Raw genomic sequence first — 23868 nt, 5'->3', positions numbered from 1 at the left:
CCTGCCCTCCCCCTCAGGCTCATGCCTTGGCGGCCTCGACACGGGACAGAATCCACGGATTGGTCGGCGATTTCAGGTTTTTCTGGAAGGTCCAGAATTCAGCCGTGCGGCGATGCGCCTTTTTCGGTTCGCCACCGTCCGGGTCGGCCATCTCATAAAGGAGTTCCGACAGGAAGCGCACACGCACCGAGGCCCGGTCATCTTTCAGGTCGATCTGATCGAGATCTGTCTTCGGCGATTCGACAAATGACACAGTCATAGCCTTCTGTTCACCGCGCGCCTCGATGGCCTTGGCGAAGACGCCATAAACGCTTTCCGACAAACGATCCTTGAGACCCTCGATTTCCCCGCGATTGAAAGCCAACACGATCTGTTCATAGGCTTCACGCGCCTTTTCAACGAAATTGATCTCGTTGAAATGGGCATCGCGCGACTTTAAGGCGTCCAGATTGGGCATACGCAGGCGTTCGGGCTGCGCCTTTGGCTCCTGACCCGGCCTGTTGAATGGGCCCTCCGAGTCCTCGGTCTTGGGGACAACGGGTTTGTCTTCGGCCTTGAATCCGACGCGGCGGCCCAACACGTTGTAGAGCTGAAACAGCACGACCACGGCGATCAAGGCCAGAATCAGCAGGTCCCAGGGCATCAAGACGTCTCCGAACAGGGGTACAGCAAGGTCTAATCTTCCCTATATAGGCAAAGTTGAGGTAAACGGAACCATTCGTTTGATTGCCAATCGATTTTGTGCGTGCTAGGGCCGTTTTCAACCGGATATTAGATCGGATTTCGTTCAAACCTGGACAAAACCCGGCTCTAATTTTTTGTTTGGTCGCGCATTTGATTCCGAAAACCGCTAAGCCCTTTCGGAATGCGCTTTATACGCCCAACGGAGTTTTTGAGTTTAATGGCTGACGATTCGATCCCCGCCGAAAACGGCACCGCCCCGGCCACCGACGCCCAGGGCGGCCCTCTGCCTGCCAATATGCAGGTTCTGGCCCAGTTTATTCGCGATTTCTCGTTTGAAAACCCGCGCGCGCCCAACTCGCTGCGCATGGATCAGCGTCCGGAAATCGATATGGGCGTAGAAATGAACGCCAAGGGCCGTCCGGACGGCCTGTTCGAAGTCGATCTGAAGCTGTCGGTCAAGGCATCAAACCCCGAAGGTCCGATGTTTGCGATCGAACTGGTCTATGGCGGCCTGTTCCAGCTGGCCAACGTGCCGCAAGCGGCGATCGAGCCGACCCTTTTGGTCGAATGCCCGCGTTACCTCTTCCCATTCGCCCGCCGCATCATCGCCGATGCGACCTCCGACGGCGGCTTCTTCCCGCCCTTCTTCGTCGAACCCATCGACTTTGCCGCGCTCTATATGCAGCAAAAGGGTCAGATCGGCGAAACCGCTGGCCAGGCATAAGCCAAAATCTGTTTTGCGAAAAAAGACCCGCAGTCTGTGGCTGCGGGTCTTTTCATTTCTATGAGGCCGTGTAGCCCCACATATTCTGGTCTTTAAGATATTTGAGGCAGAAGGCCTTATGCGCTTCGGCTTCTTCCGGATGGATGTGCGAGGGCAGAGGGCGGGGACGCTGGCCGTGGTTCATCACGCGGATCTCCGTGCCGTCTTCGGACACCATTCCGTGCATCTTGAGGTCAAGGCCGCGTTCCTTACCGCCAGACAGCTCCAGATAAACGCCGGCCAGCAGACGCGCATCGAGCAAGGCCCCGTGTTTGTCGCGTTCGGCCAGTGAGATATTATAGCGCTTACACAGGGCATCAAGCGAATTGGCCATGCCCGGAAACTTGTAGCGTGCCAGTTCCAGTGTATCGACCCAACGGTCCGGGTCGGTGGGATCCAGACCCAGTCGCTCTAGCTCCATATTGATAAAGCCCCGGTCAAACGAGGCATTGTGCGCGATAATCGGCGCATCGCCGACGAAGTCGATAAAGGCCTGAGCCAGATCCGCAAATTTCGGCTTGTCCGCCACCATCTCATCGGTGATGCCATGAACGCGGATGGCGTCCGGCTCTATCAGCCGTTCGGGGTTGAAATAATGGTGAAAGGTCTTGCCCGTCGGCAGCAGATCTTCGATTTCGATGCAGCCGACTTCGATCAGGCGGTGGCCTTTTTTCGGGTCAATGCCGGTGGTTTCGGTATCGAGGACGATCTGACGCATGAAGGTGATTTGACTTCCGTTTGTCGGGCTTGTCCAGAGTCAGGCTTCGTGCAGATCGCGGATAATCTCACGCACCTGTTGACGATTGGCCTGAAGCGTTTGCGACGTGTCGATAACGAAATCCGCACGGCGGCGCTTTTCCGCGTCTGGCATCTGACGCGCCAATATGTCCGCAAACTTTTCCGCTGTCATGCCGGGGCGGGCTAGGACGCGGGCGGCCTGAACCTCCGGTGGGGCGGATACGACGACCACCTTGTCGAAGCTTGTTTGCGCGCCGGTTTCAAACAATAGCGGAATATCGCATAAGGTGAGGCGCGTGCCTGCGGCGGCATGGTGGACCAGAAACGCCTCACGATCGGCGACCGTCGCCGGATGGACCAGAGCATTCAGCCGTGCAAAACCGTCCGGTTTTGCCTTCAGGTTGAGAGATAGCTTCGCGCGATCAACTGAGCCGTCTGTCAAAACCTCACCAAAGGCTTCGACCAGGGCAGCTTTCAGCGGTTCGGAGGTCGCGTATAGCCGATGAACCGTCTCGTCGGCATCCCAGACCGGCAAGCCTTCGTCGGCGAACATGCGCGCTATGGTCGATTTGCCCATACCTATGGAGCCGGTGAGACCCAGACGGATCACTTCGTCTCACCCAGAAATTCCAGCGCCAGACCGCGCACGTCGAAATCCGCATCCGGGGCCTGACCATAGAAGGCGGCAAAGGACGGGCGCGCCTGTTCAATCAGCATCATCAGGCCATCGACCGTTGTGAGACCGCGCGCTTCAGCCGCCTGCAACCAGTTGGTTTTCAACGGCCTGTAGGTCATGTCCATAGCCGTTGCTGACGCATCGAGCGCGTCAAACAAGGGCAGGGGACCGCCCGACGCGGCATTGATCACCGCCACCGAACCGGCAAAGGCGCGGTCGATATCGCTCAGCGCATAGGCACTGACGCCCTCTTTGAAGGCAAAGACGATCTCTTCGGCGCGGGCCACTGTGCGGTTGACGATGCGCACATCGCGGCAGCCCTTATCCAGAAGGGCGGCCACCACGGCGCGCGACGCCCCACCGGCACCAAGAAGCGTCACGGCGCCTGCCGTTAGGTCACACTCGGGCGCCTGTAGATGAAAGGCCTGAATAAGCCCGTGACCGTCGGTGGAGTGGGCGTGTACGCTGCCGTCTTCGTCAAAGGTCAGAAGATTGGCCGAGCCGCAGCGACGGGCCAGATCGGTCGATGTGTCAGCGAGCTTCAACGCCAGTTCCTTGAACGGAGCGGTGATGTTCAAGCCTTTGATGCCATTGGTGCGGCACGACAAAATAAGACGTTCAAACGCATGATCATCGGCAGGCGCGAAGGGCGCATAGACGCCGTTGAGGCCCATATGCCTTAGCCAGGCCGTGTGCAGAAAGGGAGAAAGGGACTGGCGGATCGGCTGACCGACAACGCCGGCGACCAGGGCCGCGCCTGTGGGGAGGTGTTTCATGCCGGTATAATCTCGTAATGTCTGAGTTGCGCCAGTAGGGGCAGCAAGGGCAGGCCCAGAACGGTGAAGTAGTCGCCCTTGATCGAGTCAAACAAATGGACGCCATGCGCTTCGAGCATGTAGCAGCCGACGCTGGACAGGATTTCCTCACCCGCCGTCTTTATATAGTGGGCGATAAAATCCTCGCTAAGGCGGCGCACGGTCAAGTCGGCCGTATCGGCGTGCGACCACAGAAGCTGACCGTTTTGCGCCACCGCGACGGCAGAGTGCAGGTAATGGGTTTTACCCGAAAACCGACGCAATAGGTCGGCTGCGTCGGCCAATGTTTTCTGCTTGGAAATGAGGTCTTTGTCGAGTTGCAGCACCGAGTCTGCCCCAATAACCAGACCGGCCTGCGCGCGCGACACATGCAGGGCTTTTTCCTGCGCCAATTTCAGAGCGACCGCTTTCGGTGTAAAGCCGCGAAACAGGCAATCGTCCTTGATAACGTCTTCATCGATATCGGCGGGAATTTTCGTGAAACTCAAACCGCAATTGGTGAGCAGGGTGGCGCGAATCTTGGAGCCGGAGGCCAGGATCAGGGGAGGGGTTGTCATGTGCTTTTCTTTTGCTTTTGACCCGATAATGTCAAGTCCGGCATTGGAGAGGGCTATAGATGGAGCCAAAGGAACTTACGGCTTGAGCTGAAACCCGCCTCATCCCTGCATCTGAGGCAAGCCGCTTAAATCCAGTTCCACCTGGTAGCCGTTAGAAACCCCTACATAATTTCTGGCCAGATGAGATGCACCAAGAAATGGCTGCAGGGATTATAAACCTCAAGCCGAAGACGAGCCTTCGTTTGGGCCAGTCTCCTGAGACTGAAATGATTTTCTTCTTATGGCCAAGACTATTGCCTGAGCCTTTTCCCGGTCGAGAGTGGCGTATCCAAGAGGGTTGTAAGATTGTGGGTTACGGGAAAATTCTCAAAATTCTGTCTTGAGTATATGCAGTTGAATGAGCGACTTGCCGCAACGCACCTCCCAGGCGCTGCGGCATCGGGTTGATGTTTTTCCGAAATGCAAGGGTCTGCGACGCTTGCGTCTTAAACCTTAAATCCCACCGAGGCGGCCGGTGCGTTTTTCATTGAGCAGGCTGATGATCGAAGCCGAGGTTTCTTCGACAGAACGGCGCGTGACGTCGATCACGGGCCAGCCCTTGCGCTCAAACAGACGACGGGCGGCAATGATTTCCTCGCGCACGGCTTCGGCGTCGGTATAGGCGCTAGGGCGCTCATCGCCGGCGGTGGTATAGGCCAGAACACGGGCCTTGCGGATCTGAATCAGGCGATCGGGTGAGGCGATCAGGCCGACGATCAGCGGCTCGTTCAGTTCGTCCAGTTCCGGTGGCAGGTCTCGACCGGGGACGAGTGGGATATTGGCGGCCTTATAGCCACGGTGAGCCAGATAAATGCAGGTGGGCGTCTTCGAGGTGCGCGAGACACCGATCAGGATGATTTCCGCCTGACGCAGCTTGTCGGCCAGAGCGCCGTCATCGTGGGCAATGGCGTAGTTGAGCGCTTCAATGCGGTCGAAGTAGTCGCTGTCGAGATTGTGCTGCGCGCCAGACTTTTTGGAGAACTCGGCGGCCCCCAGATAGCGCGAATAGGCCAAAACAGCCGAATCGAGTACGCCGATGGTGGGGATGTCGCGCTCGCGGCAGAAGGTTTCGAGCTTTTGGCGCAGTTCGGCATCGACGAGCGTGTGCAGAACAATGCCCGGATAGGATTCGATTTCGGTCAGGGCGCGATCCATCTGCTTGTCCGAGCGGATCAGCACGTAGATGTGTTCGATGGGGAAAATGCCTTCGAAGCGCGCCGCAGCCGCCTTTGCCAGAGCATTGAGGGTTTCACCGGTGGAGTCGGACACCAGATGAACGTGAAAGTGGATACCGATTTTCGCGCCGGATGTGGTCATGAAATTTATCTGTGTACGCTTTCTGGGGAAAAACGGGGGATGTTTTGTGTCTGTATCGGGATAAACCTTCACCTTCGTTGTGCCAAGCTGCCAAAGCGGGGAAAAGGTGAAAAACCGGGCGGATTCGGTCACCGGTTTTCCCCAATCGCGGGCATCGGTGACTCTTTTGCGACGGCTTTGTGTGTAAATCTTAACAAAAAATTAACCGTGTATGGACGCGGTAGGCAGACGTTAGGATTTTCTTAATCAGTGTTAGGATTTGGTTAATTATCCCGGATTCCCACAGGCTGTGAAAAATTAAAAATTCATTAACGATGATCTGTGCAAAGGCCGGGAAAACGACCTTCACTTTCCCCAAATGCGACATTTTTGCGCAGGATCCACGGCCTAACTACCCCTTCTATCTTTCTAAAAATCTTTTAGAGGGATTGAGGGAATACCGTCTCAAGCCTATGGATTGACTCATGACCTCGCACACGCCATCCATAGTCTCGGTCCTTCAGGGACAAACGCTGAAAACCCCACCTGTCTGGTTCATGCGTCAGGCTGGTCGCCATCTCCCGGAGTACCGTGAGCTTCGCGCAACGACGCCAGATTTTCTGAGCTTTTGCCTAAACCCCGAAAAAGCCGCCGAAGCGACGCTGCAACCGGTACGCCGTTATGGCATGGACGGGGCCATCCTGTTTTCCGATATTCTGGTCATTCCCATGGCCTTGGGCCAGGATGTTCGCTTTGAGGCGGGCGAGGGGCCAGTTCTCGGGGAATTACCGCTTGTCGCGCAGATGGCTGATCTGGCTGGCTCTGCGGGGGAAGCCTTGAAGGCGGTCGGTGAGACCCTGAAAATCCTGCGTTCGGAACTGCCCCGGGAGGTAACGCTTCTGGGGTTTTGCGGCGGGCCCTGGACAGTGATGACCTACATGCTCAATGGACGCAAAGCCCATGACCGTTCACTGATCCGTGCCTTTGTTTATGAGAAGCCGCAACTGGTGGCGCAGGTGATGGACGTCGTCATCGAGGCTTCGGCGCAGTACCTCAAGATGCAAGCCGATTGCGGTGCGCAGGTCCTCAAAATCTTCGAAAGCTGGGCCGAAGGCTTCCCCGATCCTCTATTTGATCAACTGGTTATAGAGCCACATCAACGGCTGGTGCAGCGTGTGCGCGAGCTCGGTGTCACGCTTCCAATTATAGGCTTTCCGCGGGGGGCCGAGGCGCGCTGTCTGGACTATGTGGAACAGGTCGACGTACAGGGCATGGCGTTGGGGACCGCTACACCTTTGAAACTGGGGCAGGCGATCCAGAAAAAACGGCCGATACAGGGCGCGCTCGATCCGGTCGTCCTGCGCTCAGGTGGTGCGGCGCTCGACGATATGGTGCTGAAAATGAAATCCGCCTGGGGGCAGGGGCCGTATATTTTTAATCTCGGGCATGGCATCTTCCCCGACACCCCTATCGCTCATGTCGAGCGTACCTTGCATCTCATAAGAAGCTGATGAAAAAAGTCGCTGTTGTTTTGTTCAATCTCGGCGGGCCCCTGACCCAGGCCGACGTCAAACCGTTTCTCTATAACCTGTTCAGCGACAAATACATCATTGGCCTGCCGTCCCCTTTACGGCAGATGGTGGCGCGCCTGATTTCGTCACGGCGCGAAACTTCCGCTCAGGCCAATTACCGCCTTATGGGTGGCGGGTCCCCCATCGTCAAAGAAACCGAGGCCCAGGCGGCCGCCTTAAGCGGCCATCTGTCCAAAACCGTAAAGGATCTGGAATTCAAGGTCTTTATCGGCATGCGCTATTGGCACCCGTTTATCGAAGATACGGTAAAAGCCGTTGAGGCGTGGGCGCCGGATCAGGTGGTGGCCCTGCCGCTCTATCCGCAGTTTTCGACCACGACCACCTTGTCGTCGTTTGTGACCTTCAAAAAAGCCTATAAGGGGACGGCCCCGGTCAAGTATCTGTGCTGCTATCCGCAAAATCCGGCCTTCGCCAAATCCTATGCTGATCTGATCCGCCAGAAGTTATCGGGCCTGGCAAACCTCAAGGATTATCGTCTGCTCTTTTCGGCGCATGGTCTGCCTGAAAAGATCATCAAAAAAGGTGACCCGTATCAGGCGCAGGTCGAAGCCAGTGTCGCCGCCATTATGGAACAGGTGGGGATGCAAATTGACCATGTCGTCTGTTATCAGAGTCGGGTGGGGCCGCTGAAATGGATCGGACCGTCTACCGATCAGACGATTATCGACACGGTCAAAAGCGGTAAATCGCCCGTGGTTGTGCCGGTGGCCTTTGTTTCCGAACATATCGAAACGCTTGTCGAGCTCGATTTGGAGTATAAACATCTGGCCGACGAGCACGGGGCGAAGGACTATGTCCGTGTGCCGGTGGTCGGTATCGAACCGTTGTTTATCCGAGCGCTGGGCGATGAAGTGCTGCGGGCCATCGGGTCAGAGGCCACCATTATGGCGGATTACGCCTGTGAAGCCTGTCACGGGCAATGCCCCAAACGAAAGGGCTTTTGAGCATGAACCATTACGACCTGCTGCGTGGCCTGCACATACTGGCCATAATTGCGTGGATGGCGGGGCTGCTCTATCTGCCGCGTCTGTTCATCAATCATATCGCTAATCGCGACAAGCCGCAGGTCGTGGAGGTTTTAAGTGGTATGGAGCGGCGGCTGCTGCGCTTTATCATGAACCCGGCCATGATCGCCGCCTGGCTGTTCGGGGTGGGGCTCATCTACAGCAATGTGCACGATCGCTTTGGCTGGAAGTTCTTTTACGAACCTTGGTTTGTGGTGAAGATGATCGGTATTGTGCTGATTACCGGGTATCACCATTTTCTGGCCGTGCGTTTCAAGAAACTGCAGCGCGGCGAAGACATTGGTTCGGAAAAGTTCTGGCGCATCGCCAATGAGATTCCGGCTGTGATTGCCATTGTCATGGTCATTGCCGTGACGAGCGAAATGTTCACGATCTGAAATCACCTCTCTTGGCCGGGAAGGTCGGGAGAGGTCCGCCCTTGACCTTTCGGCGTTTGGGTGTATTGCTCAAACTATTGCGCGCGCCGGACGGTTTCTAAGTCGCGCATTTCACGGCCCCACGGTTCTCGTGGTCTAAAGGCCTTCCCCAGTTTCCATACAGCGTTCACGCGCTGGCTTATCAGACAGGCACAGCCTAAGACGTTGACTTTGTTTATAAAGTCCACGTGACCGCGTGCCGTATCAGAGACCCCTCCCATGTCCGAAGACAACGAAATCGAATACGACACCACGCTGGAAGACGCCGCCGAAGACGAAAACGGCAGCGACAATGGCGATGACGAGTCGGAAAACCCCAATCAGGAAAAACTGTCGCTTCAGGAACTGAAGGATAAGTCGCCGGCGGATCTTCTGGCGTTTGCCGAACAGATCGGCGTGGAGAACGCCGCCTCCATGCGGATGCAGGACCTGATGTTTGCGGTTCTGAAAACGCTGGCCGAAGAAGGCGTCGAAATCACCGGCTCCGGCGTTATCGAAGTGCTCCAGGACGGGTTTGGCTTCCTGCGTTCACCTGAAGCCAACTATCTGCCCGGTCCTGACGACATCTATGTATCGCCCCAGCAGATCCGTCGCCACGCGCTGCGCACCGGCGACACGGTCGAAGGACCGATCCGCAGCCCGCGTGAAGGCGAGCGTTACTTCGCCCTGTCAAAGATCAAGACGATCAATTTTGAAGACCCTGAGGCTATCCGCCACAAGGTGCATTTCGATAACCTGACGCCGCTCTATCCCGAAGAGCGCCTGAAAATGGAAATCGAAGACCCGACGATCAAGGACCGTTCGGGCCGCATCATCGACATCGTCGCCCCTCTGGGTAAGGGTCAGCGTTGCCTGATTGTTGCTCCGCCGCGTGTCGGTAAGACGGTGATGCTGCAAAACATCGCCAAGTCGATCGCGGCCAACCATCCGGAATGCTACCTGATGGTGCTGCTGATCGATGAGCGCCCGGAAGAAGTGACGGACATGCAGCGCACCGTGCGCGGCGAAGTTATTTCCTCTACCTTTGATGAGCCGGCGACGCGCCACGTGCAGGTGGCCGAAATGGTCATCGAAAAGGCCAAGCGTCTGGTGGAACACAAGCGCGATGTGGTCATCCTGCTTGACTCGATCACGCGTCTTGGTCGCGCCTACAACACGGTTGTGCCGTCATCGGGTAAGGTATTGACCGGCGGCGTCGATGCCAACGCCCTGCAACGCCCCAAGCGCTTCTTCGGTGCGGCACGTAATATCGAAGAGGGTGGCTCTCTGACCATTATTGCCACCGCGCTGATCGACACCGGTTCGCGTATGGACGAAGTGATTTTCGAAGAGTTCAAGGGCACGGGCAACTCAGAAATCGTCCTCGACCGTAAGGTCGCTGACAAGCGCGTCTTCCCGGCCATGGACATTCTTAAGTCCGGCACGCGTAAGGAAGACCTGCTGGTCGACAAGTCGGATCTGCAAAAGACCTATGTGCTGCGCCGTATCCTCAACCCGATGGGTGCACAAGATGCGATCGAGTTCCTAATCGACAAGCTGCGCCAGACCAAAAACAATGGCGAATTCTTCCAAAGCATGAATACCTGATCCTTGCCAAATCAGGCGACACGGGATCATTGTTAATCTATCCGGGCCGGAGCAATCCGGCCCTTTCTTTATCCGCTCTCATTTGTTGATGCGAGCTTGCGGAGACCCGCTATGAAAGTCACCTTCGATATCGAATGCACACCGCAGGAAGCTCGCGCGTTTTTGGGCCTGCCCAATGTCGAGACGTTGAACGACTATATGGTCGAGCAGATGAAGGCCCGTGTTGAGCAGAACATCCAGTCGATGCAACCCGAGGAGATCATCAAGACCTGGTCGAGCTTCGGCGTGCAGGCGCAGGATCATTTCCTCAAAATGATGCAGTCAGCTGCCACAGCGAGCATGGGCGGCTTTAAGGGCGGTAAGTAGGCTCTCGTGTTTCACGTGAAACAGACGATTTTTGCTTTGGCCTCGGCGCAAGGCCGGGCAGGGGTCTCGGTTATCCGCATCAGTGGGCCTCAGGCTGCGCAGGTGGTTGAGGCTTTACTGGGGCGTTTGCCGCGTCCGCGCTACGCGACACTCGGTCATCTGCGCTATGACGGCGAGCTGATAGATCAGGCTCTGGTCTTGTGGTTCAAGGGGCCGAGCAGTTTTACCGGCGAAGACTGCGCTGAGTTCCATATCCATGGCTCACGCGCCGTGCTGGAGCGGCTCTACGGCGTGTTTCGCGCTCTAGGACTTCGTCACGCGGAGCCGGGGGAGTTTTCACGCAGAGCCTTTGAAAATGGCAAGCTTGACCTGACCCAGGCTGAGGCCATTTCCGACCTGGTAGAGGCCGAGTCCGAGGCGCAGCGGCGCCAAGCGCTTATGCAGCTTGAAGGCGGGTTTCGCGATCGCTATGCCCAATGGCGTGACGCACTGATCCGTATTCTGGCGCACATCGAAGCCATCGTCGATTTCCCGGATGAGGATATTCCGGAGCACCTCAGTGAACGCATTGTTGCGGATATCATTACGCTGAAAACGGAAGTCGGCGCGGCGATATCGGACGCGCGGCGTGGCCAGCAAATCCGCGAGGGCTATCGCATCGCCATTATGGGCAAACCCAATGCGGGTAAGTCGAGCCTGTTTAACGCGCTTCTGCAAACCGATGCGGCCATCGTCACTCCTATTGCTGGAACAACGCGGGATGTGATCGAATCTCCCATTCGCATCGGACCTTATGCGGCATTGATCTATGACACGGCGGGTCTGCGCGAAACTGAGGATGTGGTGGAATCCGAAGGTATCCGCCGAGCGAAAGCGCGGGGGCAATCGGCGGATTTACGCTTGTGGGTCCTGGATGCGTCGGATGCTCCGGAAGACCTATCCGCGATGCAGTCTGGCGACTATCTAATTCTCAATAAGTCAGATCAGGTATCTTCCCAAGCCCTGGCAGCGCTTCGTTCTCAGTATGAGGACAAAAAGGTCCGTCTTTTTGAGACGAGCCTGACCAAGGGTGAGGGCATTGACGCCGTTCGACGCGCCCTTGAGGTTGATCTTGAAGCGGCCTTGTCTCTTAGCACCTTCCCAGCAGCCACGCGGGAACGGCATAGCGAGCGTTTGCGCGAGGTGGATGCGGCTCTGGATCGAGCCCTGGGTATCGGGTTCGCGACACCTGAATTGATGGCTGAAGATATCCGCCAGGCGCTGTCAGCCTTTGACGCTTTATTTGGCCGCACAGATGTCGAGCAAGTGCTGGATCATATCTTCTCCAGCTTTTGCATTGGAAAGTAATCTTCTCATTTACTGATCGCCTTGCTGGGTATCAGGGGAGCTGATGGAGGGCAAAGGCAGTGTTTCACGTGAAACACGCAAAACGCCGAAATTAACACTTCTCGATTCGACCCCTCCCGCCTGATCTGCTATAGCGAGCCCTCTTTCGTTTTCCTGACAGGTTGGAGCTTTATGACCCAGTTTTGGGACGTCATTGTCGTCGGTGGAGGACATGCGGGCGCTGAAGCCGCGACGGCTGCGGCACGCATGGGTGCTAAGACCCTCCTTTTGACACACAAGATCGAAACCCTGGGCGAGATGTCGTGCAACCCTGCTATTGGCGGCCTGGGTAAGGGTCATCTGGTGCGCGAAATCGACGCCCTGGATGGCGTAATGGGTCGCATGGCTGATATTGGCGGCATCCAGTTCAAGATGCTAAATCGCTCTAAGGGCCCGGCCGTGCGCGGCCCACGCGCTCAGATCGACCGTAAACTCTATCGGGAAGCGATGCAGGCCGAACTGCAAAGCACGGAAAATCTGACGATTATCGCTGCCGCTGTCGAAGACCTCATCCTTGAGGGCGATACGGTCGTTGGAACGGTGGATGCGCAAGGCGTCGAATACCGCTCGAAAGCCGTGGTCCTGACAACCGGCACTTTTTTGCGTGGCATCATCCATATCGGCGAGAAGCGCATGGCCGCCGGGCGGTTTGGCGATGAGCCGGCCAATGGTCTGGGGCAGCGTCTTTACGATCTCAAGCTCGATATGGGCCGCCTTAAGACCGGGACGCCGGCGCGGCTGGATGGCAAGACGATCAACTGGGATGTTCTGGAAAAGCAGGAAGGCGACGCGATCCCGACGCCGTTTTCGACCCTGAACGCTGCCATCAACCGGCCGCAGATCACCTGCGGCATCACCTATACCAATGCCGACACCCACCGCATCATTCAGGAGCGGATCACGGAATCGGCGGTCTATGGTGGCCATCTGTCCGGGCGTGGTCCGCGCTATTGTCCCTCCATCGAGGACAAGGTGGTGCGCTTTTCGGACAAGGACAGCCATCAGGTGTTTCTGGAACCCGAAGGCTATGACGATGACACCGTCTATCCGAACGGCATCTCGACCAGCGTTTCCGAGGCGACGCAGGAGGCCTTTCTACGCACCATTCGCGGCCTCGAGAATGTGGTCATCAAGCGCTACGCCTACGCCATTGAATACGACTATGTCGATCCGCGCGAGCTTTATCCGACGCTGGAACTGAAGCGCCTGCCGGGCCTGTTCCTAGCGGGGCAGATCAATGGCACGACGGGTTATGAAGAGGCGGGGGCGCAGGGCCTGATGGCGGGACTGAACGCTGCGGCGCGTGCCGGCGGTCTGAGCCCGCTGGTGCTGGGGCGTGACGAAGCCTATATCGGCGTGATGATAGACGATCTGGTGACCAAGGGGGTTACCGAACCTTATCGCATGTTCACCAGCCGCGCCGAATTCCGTCTGAAGCTGCGCGCCGACAATGCCGATCAGCGCCTGTCGGATATCGCGCTGAAAACGGGCCTGATGGGCGAACGGCGCAAAACCCACTGGCTGGAGAAGAAGCAGGCTCTGGCCGAGGCACGCCAACGCGCCGAAGACCTCAAGCTGACCCCGAACGAGGCCAATGCGCTGGGTATCCGCGTCAATGCCGATGGTCAAAAGCGCAACCTGCTGCAACTCCTGTCCTACGACACCTGCTCGCGGGATAAGCTGGAAACGGTATGGCCAGAGCTTAAAGACTGGTCCGACAGCGTGTTTGAGCAGGTCGAAATTGACGCCCTCTATTCGGGCTATCTCGGGCGTCAGGCGGCGGAGATCGACGCCTTCCGCAAGGACGAGAACCTGGCCCTGCCCGAAGACCTTGACTATGCGCGAGTGGGTGGCCTGTCTAACGAAGCCAGGGAAAAGCTGGGCCGCGTCAGACCGCTGACGCTTGGTCAGGCGCGTCGCATCGAAGGCATGACTCCAGGCGCATTGACGGCCCTGTTGTTCCATGTGCGCAACCTGAAAAAGGGCGCGGCATAATCGCATGACAGAGTTGTTTATGACGCCAGAGGAAATGGCAGCGCATCTGGTGTTTCACGTGAAACAGGCGGCCCTTGATGACCTCACGCGTTTCGCAAAGGTGTTGGCTGAGCGCAATGAGGTGATGAACCTCGTCGGGCCTGCGACCCTTCCGCATTACTGGTCGCGGCACGTGCTCGATTCCGCGCAACTGCTGAACCATGCGCCGGACGCCAGAACCTGGGCAGACCTGGGCGCGGGGGCGGGTTTCCCCGGGGTCGTACTGGCCATACTCCTTAAGCACCTGTCCACAGATTCAGGCGAAACACCCACAGACCGGCGCGTGTTTCTCATCGACTCCCTGGCCAAGCGCTGTCGCTTTTTAGGCGAAGTTGTGCGAGACTTGGATCTGCCGGCGACGGTGATTAACGACCGGGCGGAGAATGTCTCGCTGAAGGTTGATGTGGTCACCGCCCGCGCCATGGCGCCTTTGCCGAAGCTTATTGGGTTTGCCGAAAGCTTCTTCCGCAAAGGGGCCGAGGGCTGGTTGCTGAAAGGCGAAAACGTCGAGGCGGAAATCGTCGAGGCGCGCAAAAACTGGGCTTTTCAGTCTGAACTGTTTACGTCCTTGAGCGACCCTCGCGGTCGCGTCCTGCATATTCGGAGCGTTCGCCGTGCCAGATAGTTTCCCCCCGCACCCCATGCCCCGCGTTCTGGCGGTGTCTAACCAGAAGGGTGGGGTGGGTAAGACGACGACGGCGATCAATCTCGGAACCGCTCTTGCCGCCGTCGGGGAGACGGTGCTGATTATTGACATGGATCCGCAGGGCAATGCCTCTACCGGTCTGGGCGTGCCGCGCTCGGCGCGTACCACCACCATCTATGATGTGATTGTCGATCAGCAGCCGATTGGCGAATGCGCGGTCAGAACCTCAGTGCCTGGCCTTTATATCATCCCGTCGGACCCTGATCTGTCGGGCGTTGAGATCGAGCTGGGTCAGGCCGACCGGCGTTCCTATCGCCTGCGCGACGCTTTGGAGCATCAAGCACAGGTCGGTGAACTGGCCTATTCGTATGTACTGATCGACTGCCCGCCGTCGCTGAATCTGCTGACCATCAACGCCATGAGTGCTGCCGATGCGGTGCTAGTGCCGCTGCAATGTGAGTTTTTTGCTCTGGAAGGTCTATCGCAACTGATGCGGACCATCGACCTGGTCAAGGGCTCGCTGAACCCGAAGCTGGAGCTTCAGGGGATTGTACTGACCATGTTCGACCGCCGCAACGCCTTGTCCGGCCATGTCGCCAAGGACGTGCGCTCGCACTTTGGCGAGAAGGTCTATGACACGGTCATTCCGCGCAATGTGCGGGTGTCGGAGGCCCCGTCTTTTGGCAAGCCGGCTTTGATCTACGATCTGAAATGCACCGGCTCACAGGCCTATCTGAAACTGGCCCGTGAAGTCGTTCAACGTGAAAAAGTGCGCCGCGCGGCTGCCTGACTAAGACTGAAGGATACACATGTCTGAGAAACAAAGAGGTCTGGGTCGCGGTCTGTCGGCGCTGCTGAGTGACAACCAGGGGTCCGTGCCTATCGCCACCAATGATGGTAAGCCTGCCGCGACGCTGGAAAAGCCGATTGAGCTTTTGCAACCCAACCCGGATCAGCCGCGGCGGTTCTTCTCAGAAGCGGAGATCGACGACCTCAGCGCCTCTATCAAAGAGAAGGGCGTCCTGTCGCCCATTCTGGTGCGGCCGTTACCTGGTCAAGCCGGGCAGTTTCAGATCATCGCCGGTGAACGCCGCTGGCGCGCCGCGCAAAAGGCGGGTCTGAAGACCGTTCCGGTGATCGTGCGCGAACTGGACGATCTTGAGGTCCTGGAAATCGGCATCATCGAAAACGTGCAGCGCGAAGACCTCAACCCCATCGAGGAGGCGCGCGCCTATAAGGTGCTGATGGAGCGCTTTGGCCGCACACAGGATGCTGTGGCGCAGGTCGTCTCGAAGTCACGCAGCCATATCGCCAATATGATGCGCCTGCTGGGCCTGCCGGAGGGTATTCAGGATCACGTCATTCACGGCCGCCTGAGCGCCGGCCATGCCCGAGCCATTGCGACGGCGAGCAACCCCGAAGCGCTGGCTGAGGTGATTATTCAGAAAGGTCTGTCTGTTCGTCAGGCGGAAATGCTGGCGCGCACCGCGCTCAGCGGCGAGACCAAACCGGCGCGTCCCAAGGCGCAAACCAATGCCGATGTACTGTCGCTGGAACAAGACCTTCAGGAACTGCTGGGCCTCAACGTTAAGCTGGACGACAAGGGCGGCAAGGGTGAGGTGCGTATCGCCTATGCCAGTCTTGAACAGTTGGATGATGTGTGCCGGCGCCTGATGGCGGGTTCTCCTCGCTGAGGTAATTCGCTAAGCCTTAGGCGCGCGAGCGGCTTATAATCCCAGCCGTCTGGCCCGTCCGGCAATGCTCATATAGAGGCGTTCGGCCAGCAGCAGGTCCGGCATACCGGTGGATTTGCACTGCTTGTCCGTCTCGATCAGTTCTTTGGACAGCGGGTCGAGATAAAAGTCTGACCAGGCGCGCGCCTGACGCAGAAACTCCGCTTCCTGCTTCCAGAAGACACCTGCTGCACGGGCGGCCTGTTTGGCGTCGATGCCTTTGGCAATCTGTGCCTGAATGAGCCGCAGCTTGACCAGATGGCCATTTAGGGCGCGCAAGGCCGCAGAGCCGTCTTCGCCCTCGGCAAAGGCCCGGCGCAAACCCGCCTGGGCCAGGGCCATCTTGGCGCCAAAGGCCTGTAGCGCGGCATCGAACAGTGAGGCATCGGGCTCGACGCCCAAGAACTCCTGTAGTTCCTTGTCGTCGATGGTTCGGCGCGATCCCGGCCCGATAAACAGGCATAGCCGCTCGATCTCCTGACGCGCCACGCCGCGTTCCTTGGGCAGGCGGGCAGCGAAGATGTCCATGGCGTCGGGCGTCAGGGCGACCTCGTTCTGCGCCAGGGTCTCACGTGCCATGCGCACAACGTCGCCGGTTTCGTCTTCATAGCAGGCGATGGAAGCGATGGCCTTGTCGGCATCGGCCAGCTTGCGCACGGCGGAGTCGCCCCCTAGACCACCGGCTTCGATCAGGAAGAAGGCGTCGCGGTTCAGATCACCAGCGACATGGGCCTTGAGCGCAGCGGCCACCTGTTTGTCGAGAGCCGCCTTTTCTGAAAAGAATTTGAGCCGCACCAAGCGTCGGCCGCCCATCAGAGACTGCGCCTGAAGCTCATCCTCAAGACGCGCAGGATCGGCGTCGATATCGGTATCGGTAAGCAGCGAGACGTTGAACGGGTCCTTGATGTCCGGAACGATTTTCTGGGCCAGCGCTTGCCCACGCTCCAGCACCTGCCCGCGGTCCTTGCCATAGATTAGACAGGCGATGACGTCGCGCGGCGGCGCTTTGAGGAAGCCCTCGATTTCGGGGCGTTTAACCAGCTTCATGGGCTTTAGCTGGCCGGAGCCGCTTTCTTGTCGTGGAAGAACAACACCAGCTCACTGCGGATGCGTTCGCCGATGGCGGTGGCGGCGCGTTGCTGACCGTCTTTCTGGGCGGCGACGCCTGCGTACGGTGACTGGGCATTTGCATCGTAAGTAGTTGAATCTACGAAAGTTCCCGTGATGAGAACCTTGCGCGTCGCCGCTTCGATCAGGCTATATTGCACCTTCGTCGAAATTTCCGTGCGCACGGCGATATCATTGATGCCGACACCCACATCGTAACGCTTTTCTTCAAGTTTGACGCTCAGACGGTAACGCTTCTGGCCTTCAAGGGTATTGAAGCCCGACACCAGGTTTTGCCGCAGGAAGTAGCCGGTGCGCGAATCCGTAGTGATGACGTCAATATTGGCCAGTTCACCGGGCAAGCCCTTCTGCGCATAGACTGGTGTGAACCCGCAACCACTCAAGGTCAGAGGCGCACTCAGCAAGGCGAAGGCCAGAAGGGCTCTGCGGATCATGATCAGCCTACGACAAAGTTGAGAATGCGGTTGGGAACGACGATCACCTTGCGCACCGTTACGCCTTCAAGATGACGCTTCACGCCCTCGTCGGCAAGCGCCATTTCGCGGATTTCCGCCTCTGAGGCGTTCAGGGGCACCTGAAGCTCACCGCGCTTCTTGCCATTGACCTGAACGGGCAGGGTATAGACGTCATCGGTTGCCAGAGCCGGGTCGTATTGCGGCCAGGCGGCATCGGCGATCAGGCCTTTATGCCCCAGACGTGCCCAGCCTTCTTCGGCCAGATGCGGCGTCACCGGGGCGATCAGCCCGGCGAGGATGGTCAGGGCCTCACGGCGTGCCGCTGTACCGGTTTTTTGCACATCGGAGGCGCGAAGCGCGTTGACGAATTCATAAAGCTTGGCAATCGCGCCGTTAAAGCGGAAGCCTTCGAAGCCTTCGGTAACGGCCTTGGCGGCCTTGTGCGCCACCTTGCGCAGCTCCAGCGCTGAAGCGTCATCGGTAGCTGCAACATCATCGTCGGGCAGGCTGTCGAATTCGGCCCACACGCGCGACGTAAAGCGCCAGGAGCCTTCAACGCCCGATGCCGTCCACTGCACGTCGCGCTCCGGCGGGGAGTCAGACAGCACGAACAGGCGCGCCGCATCGACGCCGTAGGTGTCGAAAATGTCTTCGGGGGCCACGACGTTCTTTTTCGACTTCGACATCTTTTCGACGTCGCCGATTTTCAGCGCTTCGCCAGTGGACAGCTTGATAGCGCTGCGCTTACTGCCTTCGCTCGTGACTTCGACGTCGGAGGGATCGACCCATTCTCCGGCTGCGGTCTTATAGGTTTCATGCGTCAGCATGCCTTGCGTGAACAGGCCAGCGAACGGCTCCTTCACATCCAGATAGCCGCAGGTGTTGAGCGCACGGGTGATGAAGCGCGAATAGAGCAGGTGTAAGATGGCGTGCTCGATGCCGCCGATATACTGATCGACCGGCAGCCAGTAGTCGGCATCGGCTTTGCGAATGGCCTCAGACGCATCGGGGGCCGTAAAGCGTGCAAAATACCACGACGAATCCACGAAGGTGTCGAGCGTATCGGTTTCGCGGCGTGCCGCCTTGCCACAGTGTGGACAGTTGACGTGCTTCCAGGTCGGGTGGCGGTCCAGCGGGTTGCCCGGCACGTCGAAGGTGACGTCCTCGGGCAGGGTAACCGGCAGTTGGTCCTCGGGCACTGGCACCACGCCGCAGTCGTTGCAATGGATGACCGGGATGGGGCAACCCCAGTAGCGCTGACGCGACACGCCCCAGTCACGCAGCCGATAGATGATGGCGCCTTCGCCAAGACCTAAGGACTCGATCTTTTCAATCGCCGTTGCCTTGGCGGTTTCGATATCCAAACCGTCGAGGAATTCGGAATTGAAGATCGTGCCGGGCCCCGTATAGGCCTCGGTATCGACCTTAAAGCTGGCCGCATCGGCATCGGTTGGCAGAACCACCTCGCGTACCGGCAAATCGTATTTGCGGGCAAAGTCGAGGTCGCGCTGGTCATGGGCGGGGCAGCCGAAAATGGCCCCGGTGCCGTAGCCCATAAGTACGAAGTTGGCGATCCAAACGTCCAGTGTCTCACCGGGCTTGAACGGATGCAGAACCTTCAAGCCGGTGTTGAAACCGAGCTTTTCACCGGTGTCGATCTCTTCCTGCGTCGTGCCGCCCTTCTTTACCTGATCAAGGAAAGCCTCCAGTTCCGGGGTCACGGGCAAAGCCTTGACCAGCGGGTGATCAGCGGCCACCGCGACGAAGCCCGCACCGAACAGGGTGTCCGGACGGGTGGTGTAGACTTCCAGAGGTTCGTGCGCGACTTCGCCAGCGAAGTTGAATTTGAACTTCAGACCCTTGGAGCGGCCGATCCAGTTAGCCTGCATCAGGCGCACCTTGTCGGGCCAGCGGTCAAGCGTCGAGAGACCTTCGACCAGTTCATCGGCATACTGGGTGATCTTGAGGAACCACTGGGTCAGGTTGCGCTTTTCGACCACGGCGCCTGATCGCCAGCCTTTGCCGTCGATGACCTGTTCATTGGCCAGAACCGTATTGTCCACCGGATCCCAGTTAACCTGAGACTCCTTGCGATAGACGAGGCCGTGCTTCAAGAGATCGAGGAACCACTTCTGCTGCTTGCCGTAATAGCTGGGATCGCAGGTGGCGAATTCGCGCGTCCAGTCGATCGACAGACCCAGACGCTGAAGCTGCGCCTTCATGCTGGCGATATTGTCGTACGTCCAGCCTTTGGGGTGGATGCCGCGTTCCATGGCGGCGTTTTCCGCCGGCATACCGAAGGCGTCCCAGCCCATCGGGTGCAGCACGTTGAAGCCGCGCGCTCGCTTGAACCGCGCCACCAGATCACCCATGGCGTAGTTGCGCACATGGCCCATATGGATGCGACCGGACGGGTAGGGGAACATCTCAAGGACATAGTATTTCGGCTTGTCGCCGGCCTGATCCTTCGACTTTGTCAGGAAGGTCTGGGAGGCGTCCCAGCGGGCGCGTTGTTTCGGTTCGGATTCTTTGGGATTGTAGCGGGACATCAACGGACCTTTAGCGCAAACGACGCGAAAAACAGGCGTTCGGCATAAACAAAAAGAGCGTCCGGGTCAAAGCCCGAACGCCCTTAATTTTGCAGCCGAAGAAGCAGCTTATTTCACGTTCGACAGACGCAGCTGACGCGCGCGCGTCAGGATGGCGTTTTCTATGTCGATCTGGGTTTGCGCCGAGACACTGGCGTCCACCCACTGACCGCCCGTATTGACCTGCTTGTAGAGCGAGACGTTCAGGGCATCGGCGCGCAGACGGGTATCAAGAATATAGACCGTAGCCTTGAAACGCTCGTCGGGCTTCTCCGGGTTGGCGTACCAGTCGGTGACGATGATGCCGCCCCACGGATCGGCCGAAGCCAAAGGCATGAAGGAGATGGTGTCGAGCGACGCGCGCCAAAGATAGGCATTGACGCCAATCGTTGCATTGGCCTGCTCGCTGGTCGGCTTAGCACCTCCCAGACCCAGGAAGCCACGCTTCTCGGCCTTGGCGTCAATGGTGGTCTCTTCTTTTTTGCCTAAGCTCAGGCAGCCCGTCAGGCTCAGAGACAGGGCTGCGGCCAGCGTAATCAGAGCCGCCTTCTTGATCGTCTTCATAGTGTGTCGTCCACTCCGCATTCTGTCCCGAAGCGCCATCCCCAAATGAGGAGAGGGGCATCTGTCCTGTTAACCGCTCTATAGCATGAGCAAACGGGGGTATGACAAGCCTTTCCTTGTCCCCCGGCCCCGGCCGTTTCTGGGCCGTCAGACCCGTTGAGGGGCATTTACGGCCAAAATCCAAGCCAAGCTGGCACCCAATCGCGGCAGTTGTGCGGCAAAGGCGCGTAACGCTGGAAATCTGCGGGCGGTAAGGGCGTGTCTATTTGATCACATCTTCTGAGCGAATTTGACGACTTAGCCAAATAACGACGATCACTATTGATTTCACTCGTGGGGGCTTTTAAGCGATTTGTAACGTATCCACGCCTTAATCAGGGTGAGGGATAGGGCAGGGCAAGCGATTGCGGGTATGTCAGACGGTTACATAAATCCGTCACACTTCCCATATATGGCGATGCCCAAGTGAGATTTGAACGTGACCGGTCCACGGGCTGGTTATCGGAAGTGGTAGAGTTATGAAGCGGGTTATGGCAGCAGGGGTATCGGTTATGGCCGTGGCGCTTATCGCGTCTGCGCCGGCCTATGCGCTCAATAACCAGACCGCCAAGGCCAAAACCAGCGAAGCCACTGCACCGCTAAGCCTCAGCACCGTTTCTACCGAAAGCAATGCCGCTACGCGCCAGCAGTCGAAAATCTATCAGTGGTCGGTCAAGGGCCGCTGGGGTTTGAAGCTGGACCTCAATCAGGACGAGGCTCGCCCGTCTGGTTGGAACGACGTCGATGCCGGTGCGTTTTACAAGATCTCGCCCTCGGTACGTGTGGGCGGTACGGTCGGTTTCGGTGAAAAGACCAAGTCGCTGCAGCCGCGTGATCCGGCGGCCGAAAAGGACCAGCCGCGCGTGCGTCTGGAAACCACCTTTAAGTTTTAATCAGTTAAGCTGAAACGCCTCGACCGCGCCAAATCCGGCCAGGCCGGAGTGTGTCAGCTGTTCGGCATTGTCAGCCCCAATACCGCCCAACCCCAGAACCGGCACGGGGCTCAGATCGCAAAACATCTGAATACCTTTGAGGCCCAGAGGTGCGACACCCTTTGCTGAGGGACTGTGGCTGGCGAAAACCGGTGAGATGAAGAGACCATCAAGCGCCGTCACCTCCGCCAGATCGAGCGTCTCGCAACCGTGACAGGCCCCGGTAATCAGCCATTCGCGATGCCTTTCGCGCACATCTGGTGCATTTGACAGCGCGCGTTCGGGCAGATGCACGCCATCGGCGGCCACGTCTTCAGCCAATGCCACATCCTGCCCGATCAATAGCTTCAACCCATTATCATCGCACAGGGTGCGCAAGACGCGGGCATGTGCCGTGGCATGGGGATCGCCGAAGTGGCGGTAGATGACACCTGCCCCCGCCGGCAGGTGCGCGACAATCTCTTCCGGATGCGGTGTGCGTTTGGGATCGGTGACGTAAAACAGGGCGGGCAGTTCACGTCCGTTTGCGCTGGACATATGCGCGTGGCGGGCTATGTCTCTGGCCCGGTTCATCAGAAAGGCGTAGCGAGTTCGGTATGTCATCTTCACCTTCGGCGGAAAATTATGCGCGTATTGTCAAAGGCCTGCACAAAACGCTGAAACTGACCGGGCGAGCGGACGGTTCCGCCTGTTTGACCGCTGTATCCAAAAATCAGCCCTGGGAGGTTATACGCCCGGTGCTGGAGGCTGGCCACCGACGATTTGGTGAGAACCGCGTGCAGGAGGCCATGGAACGCTGGGGGCCGGTAAAAGATCAATATCCCGACCTGACTCTGTGCCTGATCGGCCCGCTTCAGAGCAATAAGGCCGCTGATGCCGTGGCTTTTTTCGATGTTGTCGAAAGCGTTGATCGGGAAAAAATCGCCCGCGCCATTGCCGATGAGGCACAAAAGCAGGGCCGCGCTCCACGCGTCTATGTACAGGTTAATATTGGCGAAGAGCCGCAAAAGGCCGGGATTTTGCCCGCTGAGACAGATAGGTTTATCGCGACGGTGCGAGGCTATGGGCTGGAGCCGTGCGGTCTGATGTGTATTCCACCGGTCGAAGGCCCGCGCGGTCCCTATTTCGCCCTGTTGCGCAAGATGGCCGAGCGCAATGGCATCGGACATCTCAGCATGGGCATGAGCGACGATTTCGAAACGGCGCTGCGTTTCGGATCGAACGAAATCCGTGTCGGCACGGCCATTTTCGGCTCGCGCTAATGGCTTATCTCCACATAGGTTTCGGCGTCGGCGGTTTTCAGTAACTCACGCAAGTGCTCCAGACTGAGCGCTACGCAGCCTTCGGTGCCGGAATAGTCCTCACGCGCAAGATGGAGGAAGATGGCCGATCCCAGCCCCTTGACCGGCGGGTCGTCATTGTGCCCCAGCACCACGATCAGGTCATAGACATGGTCGTCGCGCCACAGTTTTTCATGCGACTTCCCAAAGGGCAGTTTGACGGGCAGGTTATAAAGATCACTGTCTATATCATCGCACCACCCGTCATCGGGTGACAAGGCCTTCACGGGCAGGACGGTCTGCGGCACCGGCAAACGATCGGGGCGATACCAGACATAACGCACCGGCCACAGGCCCAGCGGCGAGCGCAGATCGCCTTCCCTTTTATCGGCGGCGGATATAACGCCCCCTTTACCCAGAGCGCAACGCACCCTATCTGAGTTTAAGACTAGAAAACCTTCGGCGTATGCGGTAAAAATCTTGACCATAGGCCGGTTTACACCCTGAACTGATAAAAACACCCACAACG

Annotated in this window: 25 protein-coding genes; 13 read left to right on the top strand and 12 right to left on the bottom strand. The window is 58.1% G+C overall.

Annotation, left to right across the window (positions count from 1 at the left end; translation table 11 throughout):
- Positions 1-19 precede the first annotated feature (19 nt).
- Complete coding sequence (locus tag ASTEX_RS00745) at positions 20-643, bottom strand: Tim44/TimA family putative adaptor protein (protein WP_013477689.1); 624 nt, start codon at positions 641-643, stop codon at positions 20-22.
- 258 nt (positions 644-901) lie between these two features.
- Here ASTEX_RS00745 and secB point away from each other — a divergent pair, with 258 nt between their 5' ends.
- Positions 902-1408 carry a protein-export chaperone SecB gene (secB, locus tag ASTEX_RS00740; protein WP_013477688.1) on the top strand — a complete coding sequence of 169 codons (507 nt, stop codon included), beginning with the start codon at positions 902-904 and terminating at the stop codon, positions 1406-1408.
- Positions 1409-1466: 58 nt separating this feature from the next.
- On the opposite strand, the gene dnaQ is transcribed toward secB, so the two are convergent.
- From dnaQ to ASTEX_RS00715, 5 genes are all read right to left on the bottom strand, one after another.
- A complete protein-coding gene (dnaQ, locus tag ASTEX_RS00735; RefSeq protein WP_013477687.1) occupies positions 1467-2165 on the bottom strand; it encodes a DNA polymerase III subunit epsilon in 699 nt (232 codons plus the stop codon).
- 39 nt (positions 2166-2204) lie between these two features.
- Complete coding sequence (gene coaE, locus ASTEX_RS00730; protein WP_013477686.1) at positions 2205-2795, bottom strand: dephospho-CoA kinase; 591 nt, start codon at positions 2793-2795, stop codon at positions 2205-2207.
- Entirely contained in the window at positions 2792-3637 is an 846-nt protein-coding gene (locus ASTEX_RS00725) for a shikimate dehydrogenase family protein (RefSeq protein ID WP_013477685.1), read from the bottom strand. Before ASTEX_RS00725 ends, coaE begins: the two co-directional genes overlap by 4 nt.
- Positions 3634-4233, bottom strand: a complete 600-nt coding sequence (locus ASTEX_RS00720) for a Maf family protein (RefSeq protein ID WP_013477684.1) — start codon at positions 4231-4233, stop codon at positions 3634-3636. Before ASTEX_RS00720 ends, ASTEX_RS00725 begins: the two co-directional genes overlap by 4 nt.
- Before the next feature lie 492 nt (positions 4234-4725).
- Positions 4726-5589, bottom strand: a complete 864-nt coding sequence (locus ASTEX_RS00715) for a pyruvate, water dikinase regulatory protein (protein WP_041658677.1) — start codon at positions 5587-5589, stop codon at positions 4726-4728.
- Positions 5590-6053: 464 nt separating this feature from the next.
- On the opposite strand from ASTEX_RS00715, the gene hemE reads away from it, so the two are divergent.
- The 10 genes from hemE (at position 6054) to ASTEX_RS00665 (ending at position 16314) form a co-directional block, all read left to right on the top strand.
- Entirely contained in the window at positions 6054-7079 is a 1026-nt protein-coding gene (gene hemE, locus ASTEX_RS00710) for a uroporphyrinogen decarboxylase (RefSeq protein WP_013477681.1), read from the top strand.
- Positions 7076-8104 (top strand): ferrochelatase, encoded by a 1029-nt coding sequence (hemH, locus tag ASTEX_RS00705; RefSeq protein WP_041658391.1) that lies wholly within the window; start codon positions 7076-7078, stop codon positions 8102-8104. Before hemE ends, hemH begins: the two co-directional genes overlap by 4 nt.
- 2 nt (positions 8105-8106) lie before the next feature.
- Positions 8107-8562: a CopD family protein gene (locus ASTEX_RS00700; protein ID WP_013477679.1), complete on the top strand. Its 456-nt coding sequence runs from the start codon at positions 8107-8109 to the stop codon at positions 8560-8562.
- A gap of 258 nt (positions 8563-8820) precedes the next feature.
- Positions 8821-10188: a transcription termination factor Rho gene (gene rho / locus ASTEX_RS00695; RefSeq protein WP_013477678.1), complete on the top strand. Its 1368-nt coding sequence runs from the start codon at positions 8821-8823 to the stop codon at positions 10186-10188.
- A gap of 111 nt (positions 10189-10299) precedes the next feature.
- A complete protein-coding gene (locus ASTEX_RS00690) occupies positions 10300-10554 on the top strand; it encodes a DUF6489 family protein (protein WP_013477677.1) in 255 nt (84 codons plus the stop codon).
- Between the two features lie 6 nt (positions 10555-10560).
- The gene (mnmE, locus tag ASTEX_RS00685) at positions 10561-11901 is read left to right on the top strand and encodes a tRNA uridine-5-carboxymethylaminomethyl(34) synthesis GTPase MnmE (RefSeq protein ID WP_013477676.1); all 1341 of its coding nucleotides are present in this window, start codon (positions 10561-10563) and stop codon (positions 11899-11901) included.
- A 171-nt stretch (positions 11902-12072) separates the two neighbouring features.
- On the top strand, positions 12073-13935 hold the full coding sequence (gene mnmG / locus ASTEX_RS00680; RefSeq protein ID WP_013477675.1) for a tRNA uridine-5-carboxymethylaminomethyl(34) synthesis enzyme MnmG: 1863 nt from the start codon (positions 12073-12075) through the stop codon (positions 13933-13935).
- Between the two features lie 19 nt (positions 13936-13954).
- Entirely contained in the window at positions 13955-14599 is a 645-nt protein-coding gene (gene rsmG / locus ASTEX_RS00675) for a 16S rRNA (guanine(527)-N(7))-methyltransferase RsmG (RefSeq protein WP_013477674.1), read from the top strand.
- A 16-nt stretch (positions 14600-14615) separates the two neighbouring features.
- A complete protein-coding gene (locus ASTEX_RS00670) occupies positions 14616-15410 on the top strand; it encodes a ParA family protein (RefSeq protein ID WP_041658387.1) in 795 nt (264 codons plus the stop codon).
- 19 nt (positions 15411-15429) lie between these two features.
- Positions 15430-16314, top strand: coding sequence for a ParB/RepB/Spo0J family partition protein (locus tag ASTEX_RS00665; protein WP_013477672.1), 885 nt, complete (start codon positions 15430-15432; stop codon positions 16312-16314).
- Positions 16315-16347: 33 nt separating this feature from the next.
- Here ASTEX_RS00665 and holA read toward each other — a convergent pair whose 3' ends face one another.
- The 4 genes from holA to ASTEX_RS00645 all read right to left on the bottom strand — a co-directional run bounded on the left by holA (position 16348) and on the right by ASTEX_RS00645 (position 21088).
- Complete coding sequence (gene holA / locus ASTEX_RS00660) at positions 16348-17400, bottom strand: DNA polymerase III subunit delta (RefSeq protein WP_013477671.1); 1053 nt, start codon at positions 17398-17400, stop codon at positions 16348-16350.
- Between the two features lie 5 nt (positions 17401-17405).
- Positions 17406-17915: a hypothetical protein gene (locus ASTEX_RS00655; RefSeq protein ID WP_013477670.1), complete on the bottom strand. Its 510-nt coding sequence runs from the start codon at positions 17913-17915 to the stop codon at positions 17406-17408.
- A 2-nt stretch (positions 17916-17917) separates the two neighbouring features.
- The gene (leuS, locus tag ASTEX_RS00650) at positions 17918-20485 is read right to left on the bottom strand and encodes a leucine--tRNA ligase (RefSeq protein WP_013477669.1); all 2568 of its coding nucleotides are present in this window, start codon (positions 20483-20485) and stop codon (positions 17918-17920) included.
- Between the two features lie 108 nt (positions 20486-20593).
- Positions 20594-21088, bottom strand: a complete 495-nt coding sequence (locus ASTEX_RS00645) for a DUF3576 domain-containing protein (RefSeq protein WP_013477668.1) — start codon at positions 21086-21088, stop codon at positions 20594-20596.
- A gap of 530 nt (positions 21089-21618) precedes the next feature.
- On the opposite strand from ASTEX_RS00645, the gene ASTEX_RS00640 reads away from it, so the two are divergent.
- Positions 21619-22020 carry an NtrZ family periplasmic regulatory protein gene (locus ASTEX_RS00640; protein ID WP_245532512.1) on the top strand — a complete coding sequence of 134 codons (402 nt, stop codon included), beginning with the start codon at positions 21619-21621 and terminating at the stop codon, positions 22018-22020.
- On the opposite strand, the gene ASTEX_RS00635 is transcribed toward ASTEX_RS00640, so the two are convergent.
- Positions 22021-22662, bottom strand: coding sequence for a thiamine phosphate synthase (locus ASTEX_RS00635; protein WP_049781579.1), 642 nt, complete (start codon positions 22660-22662; stop codon positions 22021-22023).
- Here ASTEX_RS00635 and ASTEX_RS00630 point away from each other — a divergent pair.
- A complete protein-coding gene (locus ASTEX_RS00630) occupies positions 22656-23321 on the top strand; it encodes a YggS family pyridoxal phosphate-dependent enzyme (RefSeq protein ID WP_013477665.1) in 666 nt (221 codons plus the stop codon). The genes ASTEX_RS00635 and ASTEX_RS00630 overlap by 7 nt on opposite strands.
- Here the strand turns inward: ASTEX_RS00630 and ASTEX_RS00625 are convergent.
- Positions 23318-23827 (bottom strand): L,D-transpeptidase family protein, encoded by a 510-nt coding sequence (locus tag ASTEX_RS00625; protein WP_013477664.1) that lies wholly within the window; start codon positions 23825-23827, stop codon positions 23318-23320. The two genes, ASTEX_RS00630 and ASTEX_RS00625, sit on opposite strands and share 4 nt — an antisense overlap.
- Positions 23828-23868: the final 41 nt, after the last annotated feature.

This window comes from Asticcacaulis excentricus CB 48 (assembly GCF_000175215.2).
Classification (GTDB): domain Bacteria; phylum Pseudomonadota; class Alphaproteobacteria; order Caulobacterales; family Caulobacteraceae; genus Asticcacaulis; species Asticcacaulis excentricus.
Note: the sequence above shows the minus strand (reverse complement) of the source record. Positions and strands in the feature narration are given on the sequence as shown.

What these genes read in the sequence shown, in the direction of transcription:
- ASTEX_RS00745 (WP_013477689.1), bottom strand. Translation starts at nt 643, where the DNA reads ATGCCCTGGGACCTGCTGATTCTGGCCTTGATCGCCGTGGTCGTGCTG.
- secB (WP_013477688.1), top strand. Translation starts at nt 902, where the DNA reads ATGGCTGACGATTCGATCCCCGCCGAAAACGGCACCGCCCCGGCCACC.
- dnaQ (WP_013477687.1), bottom strand. Translation starts at nt 2,165, where the DNA reads ATGCGTCAGATCGTCCTCGATACCGAAACCACCGGCATTGACCCGAAA.
- ASTEX_RS00725 (WP_013477685.1), bottom strand. Translation starts at nt 3,637, where the DNA reads ATGAAACACCTCCCCACAGGCGCGGCCCTGGTCGCCGGCGTTGTCGGT.
- ASTEX_RS00720 (WP_013477684.1), bottom strand. Translation starts at nt 4,233, where the DNA reads ATGACAACCCCTCCCCTGATCCTGGCCTCCGGCTCCAAGATTCGCGCC.
- ASTEX_RS00715 (WP_041658677.1), bottom strand. Translation starts at nt 5,589, where the DNA reads ATGACCACATCCGGCGCGAAAATCGGTATCCACTTTCACGTTCATCTG.
- hemE (WP_013477681.1), top strand. Translation starts at nt 6,054, where the DNA reads ATGACCTCGCACACGCCATCCATAGTCTCGGTCCTTCAGGGACAAACG.
- ASTEX_RS00700 (WP_013477679.1), top strand. Translation starts at nt 8,107, where the DNA reads ATGAACCATTACGACCTGCTGCGTGGCCTGCACATACTGGCCATAATT.
- rho (WP_013477678.1), top strand. Translation starts at nt 8,821, where the DNA reads ATGTCCGAAGACAACGAAATCGAATACGACACCACGCTGGAAGACGCC.
- ASTEX_RS00690 (WP_013477677.1), top strand. Translation starts at nt 10,300, where the DNA reads ATGAAAGTCACCTTCGATATCGAATGCACACCGCAGGAAGCTCGCGCG.
- mnmG (WP_013477675.1), top strand. Translation starts at nt 12,073, where the DNA reads ATGACCCAGTTTTGGGACGTCATTGTCGTCGGTGGAGGACATGCGGGC.
- rsmG (WP_013477674.1), top strand. Translation starts at nt 13,955, where the DNA reads ATGACGCCAGAGGAAATGGCAGCGCATCTGGTGTTTCACGTGAAACAG.
- ASTEX_RS00670 (WP_041658387.1), top strand. Translation starts at nt 14,616, where the DNA reads ATGCCCCGCGTTCTGGCGGTGTCTAACCAGAAGGGTGGGGTGGGTAAG.
- ASTEX_RS00665 (WP_013477672.1), top strand. Translation starts at nt 15,430, where the DNA reads ATGTCTGAGAAACAAAGAGGTCTGGGTCGCGGTCTGTCGGCGCTGCTG.
- holA (WP_013477671.1), bottom strand. Translation starts at nt 17,400, where the DNA reads ATGAAGCTGGTTAAACGCCCCGAAATCGAGGGCTTCCTCAAAGCGCCG.
- ASTEX_RS00655 (WP_013477670.1), bottom strand. Translation starts at nt 17,915, where the DNA reads ATGATCCGCAGAGCCCTTCTGGCCTTCGCCTTGCTGAGTGCGCCTCTG.
- leuS (WP_013477669.1), bottom strand. Translation starts at nt 20,485, where the DNA reads ATGTCCCGCTACAATCCCAAAGAATCCGAACCGAAACAACGCGCCCGC.
- ASTEX_RS00645 (WP_013477668.1), bottom strand. Translation starts at nt 21,088, where the DNA reads ATGAAGACGATCAAGAAGGCGGCTCTGATTACGCTGGCCGCAGCCCTG.
- ASTEX_RS00640 (WP_245532512.1), top strand. Translation starts at nt 21,619, where the DNA reads ATGGCAGCAGGGGTATCGGTTATGGCCGTGGCGCTTATCGCGTCTGCG.
- ASTEX_RS00630 (WP_013477665.1), top strand. Translation starts at nt 22,656, where the DNA reads ATGTCATCTTCACCTTCGGCGGAAAATTATGCGCGTATTGTCAAAGGC.
- ASTEX_RS00635 (WP_049781579.1), bottom strand. Translation starts at nt 22,662, where the DNA reads ATGACATACCGAACTCGCTACGCCTTTCTGATGAACCGGGCCAGAGAC.
- ASTEX_RS00625 (WP_013477664.1), bottom strand. Translation starts at nt 23,827, where the DNA reads ATGGTCAAGATTTTTACCGCATACGCCGAAGGTTTTCTAGTCTTAAAC.